This window comes from Chryseobacterium sp. WG23, from assembly GCF_024586575.1.
In the GTDB taxonomy this organism is placed as follows: Bacteria; Bacteroidota; Bacteroidia; order Flavobacteriales; family Weeksellaceae; genus Chryseobacterium.
In genome coordinates, this window is record NZ_JALCZE010000012.1 from 56,453 (window position 1) to 76,220 (window position 19,768).

Here is a 19,768-nt window from a genome sequence, read left to right on the forward strand (position 1 = left end):
TGAATTCTATAATGAATTATTGTTTTTATTTATAATATTTCAAAATTATTGGAATTTTATTATTTGTAATTAAATTATAGGTATATTTGGTATGGGTTGATATCAGCCTGATTTAAACTGATTTAACCATAAAAACATATATCTATGAGGAAACTTTTACTTTTCATTCTTTTTTGTATATCTCAAACTTTTTATTCCCAGGCAGATTGTGCAACAGCATTAGCTGTCTGTGGAAACTCAGATATTACCTACAGCCCTTCAGGATATGGCAATATTAAAGAATTGGTAAGCTCAGGAAGCTGCATAGATGCAGTCGGTGAACATAATTCGATTTGGTACAAAATTACCATTGCCACAGGAGGAACACTTACCTTCGACCTGGTTCCTAATAATCCGGATGCTGATTATGACTGGGCTATTTTTGGGCCTAATGTTACCTGCGGAAGTCTGGGATCCCCCATACGCTGTAATGCAGCAACAGTGATTGGAGTAGGTCCTTCTACAGGGTTAAATATGACAAGTACGCTCCTAAGTGCTATTGGTGGTTCTTCCACTCCTTACTGTAAATATATGGATGTTTTACCCGGGCAAACGTATTATTTGTTTATTGACAACTGGGTGAGCAGCACCAGCAGCACAACAGCACCGTTTTCTTTGACATGGGGTGGTACAGCTACCTTGGCATCGCCATTTACAGACCCGAATATTCAGACGTATCCATTTATCCCTCCAGGTATTGCTCCTGTAAACCCGGCTGACCCAAGAGAAGTTATTATATGTGGAAGTACTGAATTGTTTGACTTTTCTACTTTATCCGCAGGAATTCTTAATGGAAATCAGAGCTTTAGCGTGAGCTATCATACCAGTCAGAACGAAGCGTTAACGGGAGCCAATCCTATTACCGCTCCCAGAACGGTGAACACCACTACTGTTTTTTATTATAGTATCAGTTATACAGATCCTACAAATCCGGATAACCCACTTAATAAATGTAAACAGATCGGAAAATTTAAATTCAAAGACGGTTCTATCAAGGTAAAAAATGCTACTTTGACAGCTTGTAACAATAATAACGCAGGTACGGCATTGTTTGATCTTACATCGGCAGATATTATTGGAAGTACTACTGTAGTTAAGAAATACTACCATTCCATGGCTGACCTCGATGCGGGAATGAATGAGATTACCACACCAATGGCATTTATATCTGCTGAAGCTATAATCTATGTAAAAGTAATTTCTGAGTTCGGATGTACTGCTGTTGCGCAGATTACTTTAAAATTCTATCCGGCAATCATTGTCAATGATGCTGTAATAAGATCATGTTTTATTGAAACGAATCCTTCTACGGCATTATTTAACCTTACCGGAGCGAGCGTAACTGCACAGCCGGGAGCAGGGAAAAAATACTACCCGTCCCTTACGGATGCCATCAATCAAACCAATGAAATTTCTAATGCTTCCAATTATATTGCTCCAAGCGGATATGTGTATGTAAGGGTTTACAATACACAAGGCTGTTATAATATTGCTAAGATTACTCTGACAGTTATCCCGCCGGTATATTCGGATATCCTTAAAGATAAAATCATTTGTGCAGAAGATACCACTACTTTAGATGCAGGCCCTGGATTTAAAAGTTATGAATGGAGTACAGGAGCTACTACTCAAAGTATAAGCAATGTAGGAATTGGAACCTATTGGGTGAAGCTTAAGACCGGAGACTGTACTGCCATACAGAACGTAAAAGTATTGCCGTCTGATCAGCCTGTGGTTTCAGGAATTGATATTGCGAATAATACAGTTACTGTATCTGTAATGGGAGGAAATCCCCCATATAAATATTCTATGGATAATATAAACTGGCAGGATTCCAATGTTTTCAAAAATATTTCAAGAGGTGATCATACAGTATTTGTAAAAGATGCTTACAATTGTGACCCTATTGAAATTGACATTGTAGTTCCGAATTTAGTAAATGTAATTACTCCCAATCAGGATGGCGTGAATGATGGTATTGATTACTCTGCATTAGCCGGTAAACAGAACTTTGTCATGGATATTTTCGACAGATATGGAAATAGAATTTTCCGAGCAGACAAAACCAACGGTTACAAATGGGATGGTACAGAAGGAGGGAAAAAAGTTTCGACAGGAACATATTGGTATTCTATAACCTGGAATGAAAGTGATAAGAAAAATACACCTATCAAATTTTCCGGATGGGTACTGGTAAAAAACAGAGAATAAGTGACATAAATCAGTAAATACTATAGATAGACAAAACCACTTCGTTTGAGGTGGTTCTTTTCTTGAAAAATCTTATTTTAGAAATTAAAATTAAAAGTATGAAGCAGCTCTTTATTAAGCGTTTTGAATATTACAAATCTCTTGGTGATAAAACATTCGGACAATTGTCTGATGAACAGGTTTTCTGGCAGTATAATGAAGAAAGTAATTCTATTGCGGTTATTGTAAAACATATTGCAGGAAATATGCTTTCGAGATGGACCAATTTTTTGACTGAAGACGGCGAAAAATCATGGCGTCATCGTGATGAGGAATTTAACAACACTTTTAAAACAAAACAAGAAGTTACCGGATATTGGGAAAAAGGATGGAAGTGTCTTTTTGATGCCTTGAACCAGATCAGTGATGATAATATATATTCTACAATTTACATTAGGGGAGAAGCCCATTCCGTTATTGATGCTGTCTTCAGGCAGCTGGCTCATTATCCCTATCACATAGGACAAATTGTATACCTGGCAAAAATGATGAAAAATGATGAGTGGAAGACACTTTCTATTGCAAGGAATAAGTCACAGGAGTTTAACACAGAGATGAAAAATAAAATTTCCGAAGAAGAATCTGGACTTAATTCATCTCCCGTATGTTTTCAAAACAGCCCTGAAGTAAGGGACGAATACAAGCAATAGATTGAATCAATCTTGGGTTCTTAGTAAAAATTACTATCTTTGCACCCATAAAATTCAGGAGTAACAAATGTCTACTTTTCACAGAACTGCCGCGTTTCACACACTTGGCTGCAAATTAAACTTTGCAGAAACATCTACTATTGCCCGTCAATTAACAGATGCAGGTTATAATAAGGTAAGCTTTGATGATAAGGCTAATGTGTATGTCATCAATACATGTTCAGTAACAGAAAATGCAGACCGTGAATGTAAACTTCACGTAAAAAGAGCAATGAAGGCTAACCCGGAAGGGCTGGTTGTTATTGTAGGTTGCTATGCACAGCTGAAACCTGAAGAGATTTCACAGATTGACGGTGTAGATCTGGTATTGGGAGCGAAAGAAAAATTCAATATCTTAAGTTACCTTGACGATCTGGAGAAAACGGAAAACGAAGGAATCGTTCACTCATGTGAAATTGAAGAAACCGACTTTTTTATTGGAAGTTATTCAATTGGTGACAGAACCAGAGCTTTCCTTAAAGTTCAGGACGGATGCGACTATAAATGTACTTACTGTACCATTCCGCTGGCAAGAGGGATTTCCCGTTCTGATACCATTGGAAATGTCCTTAAAAATGCTACAGAAATTGCAGCCAAAGATATTAAAGAAATTGTTCTTACAGGAGTAAATATTGGAGATTACGGAAAAGGAGAGTTTGGAAACAAAAAACATGAACATACTTTCTTAGATCTTATTTCTGAACTTGACAAAGTGGAAGGAATAGAAAGAATCCGTATTTCATCTATTGAGCCTAATCTTTTAAAAGATGAAAGTATAGAACTGGTTTCCAAAAGTAAAAGCTTTGTTCCGCATTTCCATATTCCACTGCAGTCCGGAAGTGATGATTTATTGAAAAAAATGAAACGCCGTTATCTTACCAAGCTCTATAATGACAGGGTAAATAAGATTCGCGAAGTAATGCCTGATGCTGCTATTGGAGTAGATGTTATCGTCGGATTCCCTGGCGAAACTGAGGAACGGTTTATGGAAACGTATAATTTCCTGAATGAACTTCCTATTACTTATCTTCATGTATTTACTTATTCTGAAAGAGAAAATACAGAAGCTGCTGATATGGACGGAGTAGTTCCTATAGCTGAAAGAAAAAAACGTAATAAAATGCTTAGAATTCTTTCTGAAAAGAAGAAAATGGCATTTTATCAGACTCAACTGGGTAAAACGCTTCCCGTACTTTGGGAGCATGAAAATAAAGACGGAAAAATGTTTGGCTTCACAGAAAACTACGTGAGAGTCCAGAAAGACTTTGATCCTGCCTTTGTCAATCAAATAGAATTTCTAAATTTAGAAAAAATCCTGTCAGATGGCACGGTTTCTGTGCAATCTTCCTACCAAAATTTTTTAGCAAAAGCATAGGCTCTTTGCAAAAATTCTACTAAATTTATTTTTAACTTTAAATACTACATTCATGAGAGATAAGTTTTTATCTTGGGGAATTGTATTAGTAACTGCTACGTGGATTGTAGCATTACTGATCAGAGCGCACTATTGGATACCCATCCTGCTGTCCGCCATCTATGCATTAGGTGTTTACAATGCGTACCAGTCTAAACATGCTATTCTGAGGAACTTTCCTGTATTAGGGTACTTCAGGTACTTTTTTGAAAGTATTTCGCCGGAAATGCAGCAGTACTTCATCGAAAGAGAGACAGATGGGAAGCCGTTTCCAAGGAATCAGCGTTCTGCAGTATACAGGCGTGCCAAAAATTTAAGTGACACTGTTGCTTTTGGTACCCAGCTGGAAGTTAATCATAGAAAATATGAAGGAATTAAACATTCTATTTATGCAAAGTCACCATCTGAAGAACTTCCAAGAGTTTGGGTAGGTGGCGAACAATGTACACAGCCCTACCATGCTTCTTTATTTAATATTTCAGCAATGAGTTTTGGTGCATTAAGTGACAGGGCTCAGATTTCTTTAAATAGAGGTGCTAAAAAAGGTAATTTTTACCACAATACAGGAGAAGGAGGAATATCGCCCCATCATATGGAAGGAGGAGATTTATGCTGGCAGATTGGGACCGGTTATTTTGGATGCCGTGATGAAGAAGGAAAATTTAACCCTGAATTATTCACAAAGTACTCGAACCTGCCGAATGTAAAAATGATTGAGATCAAATTGTCTCAAGGTGCCAAACCAGGACATGGAGGAGTGCTTCCGGGAGTGAAAAATACTCCGGAAATTGCAGCAATCCGTCACGTTACCCCGGGGATGACTGTTATTTCACCTCCATCACACTCTTCTTTTCATGATGCAGCAGGATTGCTGAGGTTTGTACAGCACCTGAGAGAGCTTTCCGGAGGTAAGCCCGTCGGGTTTAAGCTTTGTATAGGAGATACTAAAGAGTTTGAAGATATCTGCGTACAAATGAATGTGCTGAAAATTTATCCTGACTTTATCACGATAGATGGAGCAGAAGGGGGAACAGGAGCTGCTCCGCCGGAATTTTCAGATGGAGTGGGAATGCCTTTGGAGCCTGCACTGATCTTTGTAAACAGAACACTGAACAGCTATAACGTAAGAAATAAATTAAGAGTAATTGCCAGCGGTAAAGTGCTTACCAGCCTGGACATTTTAAGGGCTGTTGCTATGGGAGCAGATATGTGTAACAACGCCAGAGGTTTTATGTTCTCTTTAGGATGTATTCAGGCTTTACGTTGTAATTCCAATAACTGTCCTACCGGGGTTGCTACTCAGGATAAAATGCTGATTAAAGGACTGGATGTTACTGATAAAAGCGAAAGGGTATATCACTTCCACAAAAATACGCTTCATACCTGTAATGAACTGATTGCTGCTGCCGGAAGAAGTTCTTATGAAGAAGTAGATGCTACCATGTTTATGAGAGGAGATGAGTTTGATCATCTTGCTGACTTATACTTCCCGGATATTCTGGGTAATGTAAAGCAAAAAGCAAGGTCTTAAATGTAAAACAGAGTATAAAATAAAATCCCCACAATGGTTTTCATTGTGGGGATTTATTATTTTTTATTGAGCTTAATCAGCGGCTCTTGGTGTATTTTTATAGACCTGGAAGTTGAAGACAAAAGTTCTGTTTCTGAAAGAATATCCACTGTAATTGTAATGAGGATCTCTTGCAAAAGCCGCTCTGGACGGTACTATAATAACCCCTTGAAGATTATAGCTTTCTCCATCTGCTTTATCAAAAGCTTTATATTTCTGTAAAGCCTCATTAAAGCCTTCAATCATATAATAACTTTTTTGCTTCGCTATGTCTGTAGTAGCATTTTTGATTAATTTATTGTAATTTTTAATATAGTAGAATTTTGGATCTACTACTGGAATTCCGGTTTCACTGATGGTGTTGTAATTAGTCAAAGGTGTTTTTGCTCCATATACAACACTTCCGTTGTTATCGGTGGCTACAAAAGTCAGCGCGTTCATCATGATACGTAAACTGTCTCCTTTAGTAATTGCTACTCCATTAGTGGGCTGAGCATCAGGTCTTGTAATGAAAACAGTACCTGATGGTAAAGTTTCGTTAGGAAGAGCTGATAATTTCTTTTCATTATCATCACTGGCGTCTGTTGTACTGAAAGTTCTTACATTTCCCTGTGCATCGAGGTAATTTTCATCCATAAACTTTTTAATCGCCTGATCGTCATAGCTGTTTTGGACGTTAATGTCTTCAGGTTCATTAATGGTATCTACTGCATCATTTTTTTTACACGCCGTAAAACATAAAGATCCTGCAAGGATATATAAAAATATTTTTTTCATTTCAAAAAAGTTTAATTACTTTACAAATAATATAACGGCAAAAGTATAAAAAATTATGAGAATAGATAAATTTTTATGGTGCATTCGTTTTTATAAGACGAGAAGTATTGCAACAGAGGAAATTAAAAAGAACAGGGTTTCGATGGGAACGTCCGCCGTAAAGTCGTCAAAAGAGGTAAAAGAGGGAGATGTTATTAAAATTCGGAAAAATCAGATTGATTATAAAATAAAGGTAGTTCAGATTCCTAAAAGCAGGATAGGAGCAAAGCTTGTCTCACTTCACATACAGGATGTGACAGATAAGGAACAGTATGAATTGCTGAAACTTCGTAAAATGTCCCAGGATTATTACAGAAATAAAGGAGAAGGAAGGCCTACTAAAAAAGACAGAAGGGAAATGGATGAATATGTAGGAAATGATATTGATGGAGACTTTACAGATTGGGACGATTTCTTTGGAGAAACAAACAATGAAACCGAAAAAGAAGATTAAAATAAAAAGCTCTAGAGATAGAGCTTTTCTATTATTTCCTTAACGATATCCTCAGGTTCTCTGGAATCCGTGCTTAAACTGTACTGTGCCTTGCTGTAAAATTGATTTCTTTCAAATAGGTGCTTGGCAATGAATTCGGGGAGATCTTCATCTGTAATAGTAGCAATTATTGGTCTTTTTTCTTTCTGTTTTGAAAGTCTTTCTACCAATGTTCCTACCGATGTTCTTAAAAATATGCTCTTTGAGTTATGATTAATGATCTCCATATTATTATAATACACAGGAGTCCCTCCACCAAGACTTAAAACCACGTTTTCTTCAGAAGCCAGAATCTCTTCCAATGCCTCTCTTTCCAGCTTTCTAAAATAGATTTCCCCCCTTTTTTCGAATATTTCAGGAATGGTTAATTTATTTCTCCTGACGATCTCTTTATCGAGGTCAATTAATTTAAAATCTATTTTTTCGCTTAATATTTTGGAAATGTGAGATTTGCCACTTCCCATGTATCCAATCAGTGAAATTATCATGAATTTTTTTTGAACAAATTTGCGAAAAAGTTTTGAGATAAAGAAAAAAGTCATATCTTTGCACCACTTAAAACAAGGGACATTACTTAAATGAAACTTGATGTGTAAGTGACCGACTCGGTAGCTCAGCTGGTAGAGCAATACACTTTTAATGTATGGGTCCTGGGTTCGAATCCCAGCCGGGTCACTAGCAATAAAAATTACTTATTTTTTTGTAATTTTATTGCCTGCGTGGTGAAATTGGTAGACACGCCATCTTGAGGGGGTGGTTTCCTAAGGATGTGCTGGTTCGAGTCCAGTCGCAGGCACTGCAAAGAAAATTTATAATTAATAATGAAGTAATTCATTTTAATTGTGGCCGACTCGGTAGCTCAGCTGGTAGAGCAATACACTTTTAATGTATGGGTCCTGGGTTCGAATCCCAGCCGGGTCACAAGTTTACTGAAAAGTAAATTTTTTTCATATTAATATTTTGTGATTTGGTGTTTCAAAGGTCTCCTCAAGAGACCTTTGATTTTTTGTGTTAATAATCATAAGAAGTAATAAATCAAAAAAACGGATCAGGTGCAAAAGTTGAGGGCTAGATTTAACCAATTTGCTTAGTCCACAACTTTTGAGACTGATCAAAAAACTCTGACGTTACCATCAGAGTTTGTGTTTTATAAAAATTATATAGGTGTTATATAGTTTTTTAATCTAAATGTATATTGTCAATTAATCTTACCCCATCTACCACCACTACAATAAAGGCTCTGAAATTTCTGTCTTTATAGAAGAAATCAGTTTCTTTTAATGTATTTTCATCAGCAATCAGGAAATATTCCAGGTGCATTCCTTGCTGGTTGTCAAAAATATCCTTTACCCTTTCCTTAATTTCTGTAATCGTTACCGTTCGGAACCAGTCGTTTACTTTATTCAGGGTTTCGTAAATGATTTTTGAAGCTTCTTTTCGGTCTTCATGAAGTCTTTGGTTTCTTGAGCTTAGTGCCAGTCCGTTTTCTGCTCTATAGATGGGAACTCCTGTTATTTTAACCGGAAGATGTGTTTTTTCAACCATTTTCTTAATAATGGCTAATTGCTGGAAATCTTTTTCTCCAAAATAAGCGCTGTCAGGCTTTACCTGTCTGAAAAGTTCTTCTACTACGGTTCCTACCCCGTCAAAGTGTCCCGGTCGTGATTTTCCTTCCATTTCATTCTCAAGTCCATCAAAATCATAATGCTTGCTTTCTGCTTTTTCAGGATAGATATCTATTACTTCGGGAATATACACAGCATCTACAAGCCCAGAGTTTTCAAGGATTAAAATATCTCTGTTAATGTCCCTAGGATACTTTTCAAGGTCTTCAGGATTGTTAAATTGAGTCGGATTTACAAAAATTGATGAAATAACAAGATCATTCTCCTTTTTTGCTTCTTCATATAGAGAAAGATGCCCCTTATGAAGGGCTCCCATAGTAGGGGCAAAGCCTATTCTTTTTCCCATTTCTTTCTGTCTTTCAATGAAATCCTGAAGGACTTTCCTATTTCTTATAACTTCCATAGTTTATTTTAATACTATTTCAAAAATACTAAAAATATCACATAATAAAGTGTGTTTTTAATAATTTGGAAAAGGGAATTTTCGTAAAAAAATGTTAATTAAAATAATGTTGGATGTTTTTTTGTAATTTTGCACATTAAAGCATTTTTACAAAAAATTAGATAGAAAGTTTATGCCGAATCAAAAAATACTGTACATTACTACAGAGATGTATCCATATCAGGAAGATACCAATATGGCTGCAGTGGTAAACAAAATGGCACTTAAGATGCACAATGAAGGCAATGATGTAAGAGTTTTTATGCCAAGATTTGGACAAATAAGTGAGAGGAAATTCCAGCTTCATGAGGTAATCCGTCTTTCAGGAATGAATATTATTATCAATGACCTGGACCAGCCCTTAATTATTAAAGTAGCGTCTCTTCCGGGGGAAAGACTTCAGGTTTACTTTATTGATAATGAAGAATACTTCAAAAGAAAGCAATACTATTTTGACGACGAAGAAAATCCTTTCGAGGATAACGACGAAAGAGCTATTTTCTTTGCAAGAGGAGTTATTGAAACCATCAAAAAGCTGAACTGGGTACCGGATGTTATTCACCTGAACGGATGGATGTCTTCTTTTGTCCCTATTTACCTTAAAACGTATTACGAATCCGATACTTATTTCAAAGACGCTAAAATTGTTCTTTCCCTGTATAACGAGAAAGACGCTGCCTTGGATAAAAAGATTGATGAAAAATTGAAGTTTGATAATATTTCAGGATTAAAAGCGTTAGATAATCCAACAATTAAAAGCTTTGTTATCGAAAGTATGAACTACGTGGATGCAGTTGTAAAGGGAGATGAGTTTCTGGATGAAGACCTTGATCAGGCTTTCAATGAAACAGCTACCCAAAAGTCAGAATATCTTGACGTAGATTCTATAAACCAACTTTATTAAAAACACATTTTTAATGACTCATAATCTTAAAAAGACTTTCGCCATGCTTTTACTGGCGATTTTCGGAAGTGCAATTCTTTATAACTGTGAACCGGATGCAGATGCCCTTGGAGAACAACTGTTTATAAAAGATGCAGCAGATGGAAATGAAACATTATATGATCTTATTGCATATAATATTAATAATCATGATTCCATCAGAAGTGATGCTTCCAAACTTATCAGTGAGCAGAATGCTGCAGGAGGATTCACAACCGTTGGTGTTCTGGGTGCCTTTACCGAAGGTCAGTTCGGAGGCCAGAAAGCATCTTATATTACACAATTGAGAATGCCTACCGATAACTTCGATTTTACCGGACCTAACGCAAAAGTAGACTCTGTTGTCCTGGTTATAAAAACACCAAACTATATCACAGATTCAGTAAAAGCACCAGGTGCTTATGACAGAAGTGATTTCCCGGTAGGGAACGAAACAGTACCTGTTTCTATAGATAAAAAGACATACCCGGTTTTTAAATATGGTAAAATAGGAGGTCAGTATAACTCTATGACCATAAATGTACATGAAGTGACAACTTTCCTGGATGCTAACGCTAAACCTTTCACCCGTTCAAATGTAGATGTGAGTACGGGCGGATTATTAGGTTCAGCAGTATTTGACGGAAGAGTAAGCACGGTAGCAGTGACTAAAAAATCTGATAATACCGCGTTATTCAATTCTACTAATGACTTTAGAATGAAGTTGGACAAAGACTTCTTCCAAACCAGAATTGTAGATAAAAAAGGAATGCCTGAATTGCAAAATACAGCTAACTTTATCAGATACTTAAGAGGAATTAAAATTTCAGTAAGTGAAACGGATAGATACCTTTTCCAGTTTTCACCTAATGATATGGAGCTTATTATGTACTATAAATATGATAAAACAGATAATGGTACAACGACAAGACCACAAACTACGCTTAAATTTAATTTAGGAGGAGGTAATGTTCACATAGGGCAGTATACTTATAACAGAACAGGATCTCAGGTTGAATCTGCATTAGCAGCAAGCAATGAAACCACTGGTGATCCGAAGCTTTATGCTCAGGGAATGGGAGGTCCTTCTATAGGAGTGAAAATTCCGGAAGAGGAGATTAATAAGCTTAAAAGTTTATATGCAAAAGATAAAGCAGGAATTATAAGTGCAAAGATCAGAGTTTATGTAGATCCATTGACATGGTCTAATAAGCATTCAAAATTTGGAGACAGCAGATTTACACTTCTTCCTGTAAATAAAGACAAAGGAAAAGACGGAGAATTCGTTTCGCCAGGCTTTACTGCAGATTTAACAGCAGGATTCCCTCTTTATCTGATCAATGAAAAACCATTATATTATGACTTTGTGGTAACAAAGACTATTAAAGGTATTGTTGAAGGACCTTCAGATGGTATTAAAATTACTACGGATAATGAGTATCAGTTTAAAAATAATCTATTAATTATCAATCAGGGTGCATTTGCAAGAGTTGTAAGTTCAGGAGCCTATTTTGGACCAACATTTACAACAAGAGCATTTGATATGAACAGAACGATATTGACCGGAAGTGACAAAAGTGCGAATAGAATTCAGCTGAGAGTTACATACGGTACAAAAAAATAAACAACAAACATAACACTAGACAAAATAAAATATGTGCGGAATAGTAGGATATACAGGTTTTCAAGATGCTTACGAAATAGTAATCAATGGTCTTAGAAGATTAGAATACAGAGGATATGACAGTGCAGGAATTGTTTTAGAAAATACAGAAAAGAAATTTTCAGTAGAAAAAACAAAAGGTAAGGTTGATGATTTGGTGAATATTTCAGCAGAATTGAAAGGAACAGCCAAAATTGGGATGGGACACACACGTTGGGCAACTCACGGGGTTCCAAGTGACAGAAACTCACACCCGCATTTGTCAAATAATGGAAAAATAGCTATTGTGCATAATGGGATCATTGAGAATTATGATACTATTAAAAAAATGCTTACTGAGAAAGGATATACTTTCCAATCAGAAACTGATACTGAAGTATTGGTCAATCTTATTCAGTATTTCATGGAACTGAATCCTGAGATTGATTTCCCGACAGCGGTGAGATATGCATTGAATGAAGTATATGGAGCTTATGCAATTACTGTACTTCATGAAGATTATCCTGGAGTATTGGTAGTGGGAAGATTAGGTTCACCTTTAGCAATAGGAATCGGAGAAAATGAATACTTTATTGCTTCAGATGCTTCTCCTTTTGTAGAATTTACAAAAGAAGCAATTTATCTGGAAGAAGGACATATGGCTATTATTTCTCTTGAGAACGGAGTGGATATTAGAACAATCAATGAAAACTCTAAAATCGAGCCGGAAATCCAACAGCTTAAACTGAGCCTGGAGCAGATTGAAAAAGGAGGTTACGAGCATTTTATGCTTAAAGAAATCTTTGAACAGCCAAAGTCTATCCATGATACCATGAGAGGGAGACTTCTTGTAGATGAGGGAGTTATTAAAATGGCTGGGATCTGGGATCATGTAGAAAGATTTAAAAATGCCAACAGGATTATTATAATTGCTTGTGGTACTTCTTGGCATGCAGGTCTTATCGGAGAATACCTTATTGAAGAATATGCAAGAATTCCTGTTGAAGTAGAATATGCTTCAGAATTCAGATATAGAAACCCTATTATTACTGATAAAGACGTGGTTATTGCAATTTCTCAATCCGGAGAAACAGCAGATACAATGGCTGCTCTAAAACTGGCAAAAGAAAAAGGTGCATTTATATACGGTATATGTAATGTGGTAGATTCGTCTATTGCAAGAATTACAGATGCAGGTTCATACACCCATGCAGGTCCTGAGATTGGAGTGGCTTCTACAAAAGCATTTACAGCTCAGCTTACCATTCTTACCCTTATTGCATTTAAATTAGGTAAACATAACGGAAACTTGGGGAATGCTGAATTTATGAGCTTAATTGCTGAATTGGACGCTATTCCTAAGAGAATTGAAGAAGTTTTAAGTGCTACCCATGAGCAGGTTCAGGAAATTGCAAAAGATTTTGTAGAAACTACCAATTTCCTTTACTTAGGAAGAGGATACAACTATCCTGCGGCCTTAGAAGGAGCCTTAAAACTAAAAGAAATTTCTTATATCCATGCAGAAGGATATCCGGCAGCAGAAATGAAGCATGGCCCTATTGCTTTGATTGATGAAAACATGCCAATTGTTATTATAGCACCTAAAAAAGGTCATTATGATAAAATTGTAAGTAATGTTCAGGAAATTAAAGCTAGAAAAGGGAAAATTATCGCTGTAGTCAACAAAGGAGACCGTCAGGTAAGTGAAATGTCAGATTATGTGATTGAAATTCCTGAAACTTCAGAATGTTTCTCACCAATCGTTGCATCAGTGCCCCTACAGTTACTTGCTTATTATATTGCAGTTTATAGAGGCGCAAACGTTGATCAGCCAAGAAACTTAGCAAAATCTGTTACTGTTGAATAAAAAGTTGTTGTAAATAAAATAAATTTAGATTTCTTCCGTTATTTCAAAAAAAATCTTAAAAGTTTCTTAAAAAAATTATATATTTACGGCTTAATTATAAAAATTAACATGAAAAGGATATTTCTTTTATTATTGTCTGCATCGGTAGCATCGGTATCTTGTTCAGGTGGTGGCAGCTCTTCTGTAGGGAAGCCTGGAACAAAAGGAGAATTGATACCAAGAGAAAAAACGAAATCATTTGTTGCGGAAAGACCATACGGAATGGTCGCAATTCCTGCAGGTTCATTTGTTGCTGGTCTCGCAGATCAGGATCCAACACATACACCTGAAAAAACAGCATTGAAAACCGTTACTGTTTCTTCTTTCTTCATGGATGAAGCAGAAACTACCAACTCAGAATACAGGGTATTTATCAATTATGTAAGAGATTCTATTGCGAGAACTTTACTTGCTGAAGCTGCCGGAGAAGGTGGTGATGAAGGCGGAGGTAAAGGAGCAAGCATAGGAGATTATGCATACCTTGCTAAAAAAGAAGAGAATTTAACGCCTTATCAGGAATATATGGAAGGCCAGGGAGGCCGTGAAGATGGAACCTATGATGCCAGCAAAAGATTAGATTGGAAAATTCCATTACATTGGAGTACTTCAAAATATCCGGATGTAGAGTATGCAGAGGTTTTAGAAGCATTATACTTGCCTGCATCTTCCAGAATTGGAAACGAAAGAATTTTAGATGTTAGTAAGCTTAAATATACTTACCGTTGGGGAGATATGGATGCTGCACTTGCTGATAACGAAAGAGGAGTTAATTACCTTAAAAGCGAAAGTATCGCGATTTATCCGGATACTACAGTTTGGGTAAAAGATTTCCACTTTGCTTACAATGAGCCATTATTTGAACAATATTTCTGGCACAAAGCTTACAAAAACTACCCTGTAGTAGGAGTAACCTGGGATCAGGCAAGAGCTTATTGTAACTTCAGATCTAAATTGAAAACAGATTACAACGAAAGTTTAAAAAGAAAAAAACAAAGACCATTGCAGTTCCGTCTTCCAACAGAAATTGAATGGGAATATGCTGCAAGAGGCGGTATGCAAAACGCCACTTACCCTTGGGGAGGTCCATATTTGATGGATGACAGAGGTTGCTACTTAGCAAACTTTAAACCTAAGAGAGGTAACTACATGGAAGACGAGAAAAAAGGTACTTATACATATACAGCTCCAGTTAAGAAATTTAAGAAAAATGGATTTGGGTTATTTGATATGGCTGGAAACGTTTCTGAATGGACAGAATCTGCATATAACAATTCTTCATATGGATTCTCTTCTACATTAAATCCTTCTACAAAAGATAAAAAGGATACTAAGAAATCTGTAAGAGGTGGATCTTGGAAAGATATAGGATATGCATTGATGACAGGGGCAAGAGATTGGGAAAGAAAAGATTCTGCTAGAAGCTATATCGGATTCAGAACTGTTCAGGATATTCCTGAAGCAGCTGTGAAACCAAGAAGAGTTAACAGATAACGAGACAATTATTTTTCAAAACAATTTTATTTAACATAAAAAAACTAACTCAATATGTTTAAGACTAAAGATGCTTGGATGAATTTCTTTTATTCATTCGGTGCTGCAATTGTAATTCTTGGAGCTTGGCTTAAAATTACTCACATTACCTTGGGGCCCATTAATGGTAATATCGCTCTTACAGTAGGGCTTATTACAGAGGCAATTATCTTTATCATTTTTGCATTCGACCCTCCAAAATCTGAAGAGTCTTATGCATGGGAAAATGTTTATCCTGAACTATTAGATAAGCATGCTAACCCAAACCCTTTACATTCTAATGTTTCTTCTAGAAATAACAATGCTGCAGCTCAATTTGCCGAATTGGAAAATTCTCTTTCTAAGAAATTGGATAAGATGCTTGAGGATGCTAAATTGGATGTTCAGTTATTTGACAGATTAAGAACAGGAATTGATAAATTTTCAAATTCTGTAGATCAAATCAACCAAACTGTAGATGTATCAGCTTCTACTCATAAATATAATGATCAGTTGAATAAAGCTGCTCAGCATATGGAAAGTATGAATGCTTTATATGCTATGCAACTTGAGAATGGTAAAAAACAATCTGAGTACGCAAACAAATATGTTGCTGATATGCAGAAATCTGCAGAGCAATCTGAAAAATTCAACCAAGAGCTACAAGGTTTAACCTCTAATCTGAATAATTTAAACAGAGTTTATGGTGGTATGTTAACTGCTATGAAGTCTTAATTCCTAAACCATTTCTAAATAACTATTTAATCTAAAAAAAGAAACAGAGAATGGCACAAGGAAAACAGACCCCTCGTCAGAAGATGATCAACCTGATGTATCTGGTGTTCATCGCGATGATGGCCCTAAACATTGATGCAGAAATCATCAGATCATATTACGACTCTACCAGAGCATTAAATGAAACCAGAACTTTAACAGAAAGAAAGAACGAGAAAATCTTTGAAAAGACGCTTGAAGCTAAAGCACAGCAGGTTCCCGATACTTATGCACAGCCTTGGGCACAGTATAAGGTATTGAAAACCAAGATTGATGCGTTGGTGAAATCTTCTCAGGATATCAAAGATCTTCTGAAAAGACAATCTGAGTTTCATGACAAAGATAAGGATGGAAAAGATGTTGATGTAAGTGAGAACTTTGCGGCACTTAACAATAATGAAGCAACTACAGAATATTTCTTTAAAGAAGGAGATGAAAATGCGCCTTCTAAGAATGCATTAGACCTAAAAGCTAAAATTGATGATGTAAGAAATTACATTAACGTTACTTTTGGGAACAATGCTCAGCTTAAAGATTTAGTAGAAAGAGCTAACAAATCTCTTATTGCAGAATATCCTAAAGGAAAATCTCCAAATGATAAGACTTGGTTTCAGAATAAATTCTATCACCAGCCTTTAATTGCAGCTATTTCCAATTTAGAGATTATCCAAAATGATGCCAGAAATGTTCAGTCTGATGCACTGGCATTATTGCTTCAGGAGAAAGTAGATGCAAGCATTAAGTTTACAAGTTATGAAGCTATTGTTGCAGGTCCGGTGGATATCCAGGCTGGTAAGCAGGCTGAAGTAAAAGTAATGTTGGGTAACTATTCTAACAGTAACAAAATCAGTATCTCCGGTGTAAGTAAATTGGAGAATGGAAAAGGTATTATTCCTATCTCTGGTTCCGGTATCGGTGAACATAAATTAGGAGGAATGATTACATTAACAGATGCTACAGGCAAAGCGCAAAACTTCCCTTGGACGCATACTTATAATGTAATTGCAGGACCTAGAGAAGTAAAACTTGAAAAAGGACTATTACTTTCTGCTGACAAAATGAATGTAATGTATAGAGGACTTGAGAACCCTGTTTCAGGATCAATCTTAGGTGCAGACAATGCTAAGCTTTCATTATCAGCTCCGGGAGCAGCTGTGAAAAGTACAGGTCCTGGAAAGTGGAATGTAAAACCTGGTGCAGGTACTACAGTGAAGTTAACATTATCAGGACTTGATCCTTATGGTAAATCAGTATCTCAGGTATTTGAATATAGAATCAAGAATGTACCGCCACCACAAGGTCAGATGAGAGGACAGAATATATTATCTATGCCGGCAAGTTCTATCCCGAATCAAACGGTACAGGCAACTATTCCTGACTTTGACTTCCCAGTATCGTTCACTGTTACTCAGTTTATGGTAAGAGTACCTGGAAAAGCAGCATTGCTGATCCATGGAAATTCTTTAGGCGAAGCAGCTGGACTGGTGAGAAACTTAAGATCAGGAGATGTATTTTCAATATTTGATATTAAAGCAACAGCTCAAGGTTTGGAAGGGCAACAGATTAAAAACATTACTCCTATATTAATTAATGTTCAATAGGACTAAAATTGTAACTTATTATGAAGAAATATATTAGCACCCTTTTAGTATTAGTTTCGGGATTTGCTTTGTCCCAGACTATTCTGAATTCATCTTCTCCGGAAGAGTTCAGAAAGATGAGAGAGGAGAATAAACAGAAAGTTGGTGATACTATTATTGATAAAACAGTAAAGCCTCTTGAATATGGTTTTGTAGAAGATAAAGATATCCTTAAAAGTATGTTTGTTTGGGAAATCATTGATATGAATGATAAGATCAATCAGCCATTCTATTATGATAATCCGGATGGCCTTCTTTCTACTCCTACAAGATCTTTATATAAATTATTGCTTGATGCTGCTTTAAGCGGTAAAATTGAGCAGGTTTATAATGATGAGAATTTTGTAGATAAACTTACTCCGGAAGGAATTAAGAAAAGGTTGGTTAATGTTAAGATCAGTGATGCTGCAATTGATATCCTGAACTCTGGAAGACAATTAACTGAGCAGGAGAAAAAAGAATATACTGATATTATTGAGACTACAACTGATAAAGTGAAAGTTCTTAAAATAATGGGTATGTGGTTCATTGACAAGAGAGACGGACAGATGAAATACAGACCTCTCGGTATTGCTGCTATGGGTCCAGACCCTGCAGTACAGGGAGTTATAGGCCCTGACGGGAAACCAATTGCCAGCAATGACGAATTGATTGATTTATTCTGGATTTTCTATCCGAATGCAAGAGATGTCTTAGCCAACAATTATGTTTTCAACAGAAAAAACTCTTCAGCTGATTTATCTTTCGATGATATCATCAATGCAAGAAGATTTTCTTCTATAATCTACAAATCTTCAGCCGGTTTAGGAGATGGTACTATCAAAGACTATATTCCTAGAGATGCTGATGATCAGCTGGATGAAAGCGACAGAATCAAGACGCAGATCCTTGAAATGGAAAATGATATGTGGAATTACTAAATTTCACTTGATATTTATAGAAAACCTGAGTACTTTTACTCAGGTTTTTTTATTATGAGAAATGTAGATTATATTATAGTGGGTGATGGTTATGCAGGACTTTTCTTCGCTCACCAGCTAATTAAAAATAATAAGTCCTTTGTAATATTTTCAGAAGGAAGAAAAAGTGCTTCTCAAATCTCAGCCGGTATCATTAATCCTGTTGTCCTTAAGAAGTTTACAACTTTCTGGAAAGCTCAGGAGCAGATTGATTTCCTTAAAGATACTCTTGAAGAAATAGCATCATATACAGGCGAAAATTATCTGGTTGAAAAATCTATCCATAGAATTTTTCATGACGAAAATGAACAGAAGCTATGGCTGAAGAAATCAGAGAATGAGGATTTATCAGCTTTTCTCGATAAAAAATTTGAGTCTTTAAATGTGGTAAAAAACGATTATCTTAGCGGAAAGGTATCTCAGTCAGCCAGATTGAATGTTAATGGATTTTTTGCGGGTTTATTTAGTTATTTTGAAAAAAATGACCTTTTGGTAAAAGAAAAATTCGATTATGAGAAACTGAATCCTTCGGAAGCTACTTATACAGATTTTAGTTTTAAAAATATTGTTTTCTGCGAAGGAATGGGAGTTACCCAAAATCCATATTTTTCAGATGTTGCTGTTATTCCAAATAAAGGACATCATATTAAGGTAAAACTTTCCGAGGCTGTTCCTGATATCACAATCAAAAAGAAACATTTTTTATTTCCTGCCGGAAACGGGCTTCATTTCTATGGTGGAACCTATGATAGAGAACAATTGCACCATCATATAGATGAATCTGCAGTAAAACAATTGGTAAATGGTCTTTCAGAGTTTTATTTCTATGATTTTGAAGTGGAGGAAGTTCATTTTGGCTTCCGCCCGACAGTAAAGGATAGAAGACCTATTATTGGCAGGCACGAATCATTAAAAAACCTGTATGTCTTTAATGGGATGGGAGCAAGGGGAATTCTGAACGGATGTTATTTTTCAAAAAATCTTTATGATTTTATTGAGAAAGATATGCCTCTTCATGAAGAAGTTTCTGCGAACAGGTTCAAATCATAAAAGTTTTCTTTATATTAACGTTCTTTTA

The 19,768-nt window shown here is 36.0% G+C and carries 16 protein-coding genes and 3 tRNA genes; 16 read left to right on the plus strand and 3 right to left on the minus strand.

From position 1 onward, the window contains the following. The first annotated feature begins 144 nt into the window (after nt 1–144). The 4 genes from MP477_RS17875 (at nt 145) to MP477_RS17890 (ending at nt 5,923) form a co-directional block, all read left to right on the plus strand. Entirely contained in the window at nt 145–2,250 is a 2,106-nt protein-coding gene (locus tag MP477_RS17875) for a gliding motility-associated C-terminal domain-containing protein (RefSeq protein WP_257191450.1), read from the plus strand. 98 nt (nt 2,251–2,348) lie between these two features. Then, a complete protein-coding gene (locus MP477_RS17880; RefSeq protein ID WP_257191451.1) occupies nt 2,349–2,939 on the plus strand; it encodes a DUF1572 domain-containing protein in 591 nt (196 codons plus the stop codon). 67 nt (nt 2,940–3,006) lie between these two features. Continuing rightward, nucleotides 3,007–4,353: a tRNA (N(6)-L-threonylcarbamoyladenosine(37)-C(2))-methylthiotransferase MtaB gene (gene mtaB / locus MP477_RS17885; RefSeq protein ID WP_257191452.1), complete on the plus strand. Its 1,347-nt coding sequence runs from the start codon at nt 3,007–3,009 to the stop codon at nt 4,351–4,353. Between the two features lie 52 nt (nt 4,354–4,405). Next, nucleotides 4,406–5,923, plus strand: a complete 1,518-nt coding sequence (locus MP477_RS17890) for an FMN-binding glutamate synthase family protein (RefSeq protein ID WP_257191453.1) — start codon at nt 4,406–4,408, stop codon at nt 5,921–5,923. 72 nt (nt 5,924–5,995) lie between these two features. On the opposite strand, the gene MP477_RS17895 is transcribed toward MP477_RS17890, so the two are convergent. Next, complete coding sequence (locus MP477_RS17895; RefSeq protein ID WP_257191454.1) at nt 5,996–6,739, minus strand: hypothetical protein; 744 nt, start codon at nt 6,737–6,739, stop codon at nt 5,996–5,998. Between the two features lie 55 nt (nt 6,740–6,794). Between MP477_RS17895 and MP477_RS17900 the strand changes: the two genes are divergently transcribed. Further along, complete coding sequence (locus MP477_RS17900; protein ID WP_257191455.1) at nt 6,795–7,232, plus strand: RNA-binding S4 domain-containing protein; 438 nt, start codon at nt 6,795–6,797, stop codon at nt 7,230–7,232. Nucleotides 7,233–7,243: 11 nt separating this feature from the next. Here MP477_RS17900 and MP477_RS17905 read toward each other — a convergent pair whose 3' ends face one another. Continuing rightward, entirely contained in the window at nt 7,244–7,759 is a 516-nt protein-coding gene (locus tag MP477_RS17905; protein ID WP_257191456.1) for a shikimate kinase, read from the minus strand. Between the two features lie 114 nt (nt 7,760–7,873). Between MP477_RS17905 and MP477_RS17910 the strand changes: the two genes are divergently transcribed. The 3 genes from MP477_RS17910 (at nt 7,874) to MP477_RS17920 (ending at nt 8,192) form a co-directional block, all read left to right on the plus strand. Beyond that, a tRNA-Lys gene (locus MP477_RS17910) sits at nt 7,874–7,946 on the plus strand. Between the two features lie 38 nt (nt 7,947–7,984). Further along, nucleotides 7,985–8,067, plus strand: a tRNA-Leu gene (locus MP477_RS17915). Between the two features lie 52 nt (nt 8,068–8,119). Beyond that, nucleotides 8,120–8,192: transfer RNA gene (locus MP477_RS17920), tRNA-Lys, on the plus strand. 258 nt (nt 8,193–8,450) lie between these two features. Here MP477_RS17920 and panC read toward each other — a convergent pair. Further along, a complete protein-coding gene (gene panC, locus MP477_RS17925; RefSeq protein ID WP_257191457.1) occupies nt 8,451–9,299 on the minus strand; it encodes a pantoate--beta-alanine ligase in 849 nt (282 codons plus the stop codon). Nucleotides 9,300–9,471: 172 nt separating this feature from the next. On the opposite strand from panC, the gene MP477_RS17930 reads away from it, so the two are divergent. The 8 genes from MP477_RS17930 (at nt 9,472) to MP477_RS17965 (ending at nt 19,740) form a co-directional block, all read left to right on the plus strand. Next, the gene (locus MP477_RS17930; protein WP_257191458.1) at nt 9,472–10,242 is read left to right on the plus strand and encodes a glycogen/starch synthase; all 771 of its coding nucleotides are present in this window, start codon (nt 9,472–9,474) and stop codon (nt 10,240–10,242) included. 13 nt (nt 10,243–10,255) lie between these two features. After that, nucleotides 10,256–11,884 carry a DUF4270 family protein gene (locus MP477_RS17935; RefSeq protein ID WP_230038696.1) on the plus strand — a complete coding sequence of 543 codons (1,629 nt, stop codon included), beginning with the start codon at nt 10,256–10,258 and terminating at the stop codon, nt 11,882–11,884. A 31-nt stretch (nt 11,885–11,915) separates the two neighbouring features. Beyond that, on the plus strand, nt 11,916–13,769 hold the full coding sequence (gene glmS / locus MP477_RS17940) for a glutamine--fructose-6-phosphate transaminase (isomerizing) (RefSeq protein WP_230038698.1): 1,854 nt from the start codon (nt 11,916–11,918) through the stop codon (nt 13,767–13,769). Nucleotides 13,770–13,877: 108 nt separating this feature from the next. Further along, complete coding sequence (gene gldK / locus MP477_RS17945) at nt 13,878–15,299, plus strand: gliding motility lipoprotein GldK (RefSeq protein WP_230038700.1); 1,422 nt, start codon at nt 13,878–13,880, stop codon at nt 15,297–15,299. A 54-nt stretch (nt 15,300–15,353) separates the two neighbouring features. After that, nucleotides 15,354–16,052: a gliding motility protein GldL gene (gldL, locus tag MP477_RS17950; RefSeq protein WP_257191459.1), complete on the plus strand. Its 699-nt coding sequence runs from the start codon at nt 15,354–15,356 to the stop codon at nt 16,050–16,052. Between the two features lie 50 nt (nt 16,053–16,102). Beyond that, a complete protein-coding gene (locus MP477_RS17955) occupies nt 16,103–17,692 on the plus strand; it encodes a GldM family protein (protein WP_230038704.1) in 1,590 nt (529 codons plus the stop codon). Between the two features lie 20 nt (nt 17,693–17,712). Further along, a complete protein-coding gene (gene gldN / locus MP477_RS17960) occupies nt 17,713–18,651 on the plus strand; it encodes a gliding motility protein GldN (protein WP_230038706.1) in 939 nt (312 codons plus the stop codon). Between the two features lie 54 nt (nt 18,652–18,705). After that, a complete protein-coding gene (locus MP477_RS17965; RefSeq protein ID WP_257191460.1) occupies nt 18,706–19,740 on the plus strand; it encodes an FAD-binding oxidoreductase in 1,035 nt (344 codons plus the stop codon). The last annotated feature ends 28 nt before the right edge of the window (nt 19,741–19,768 follow it).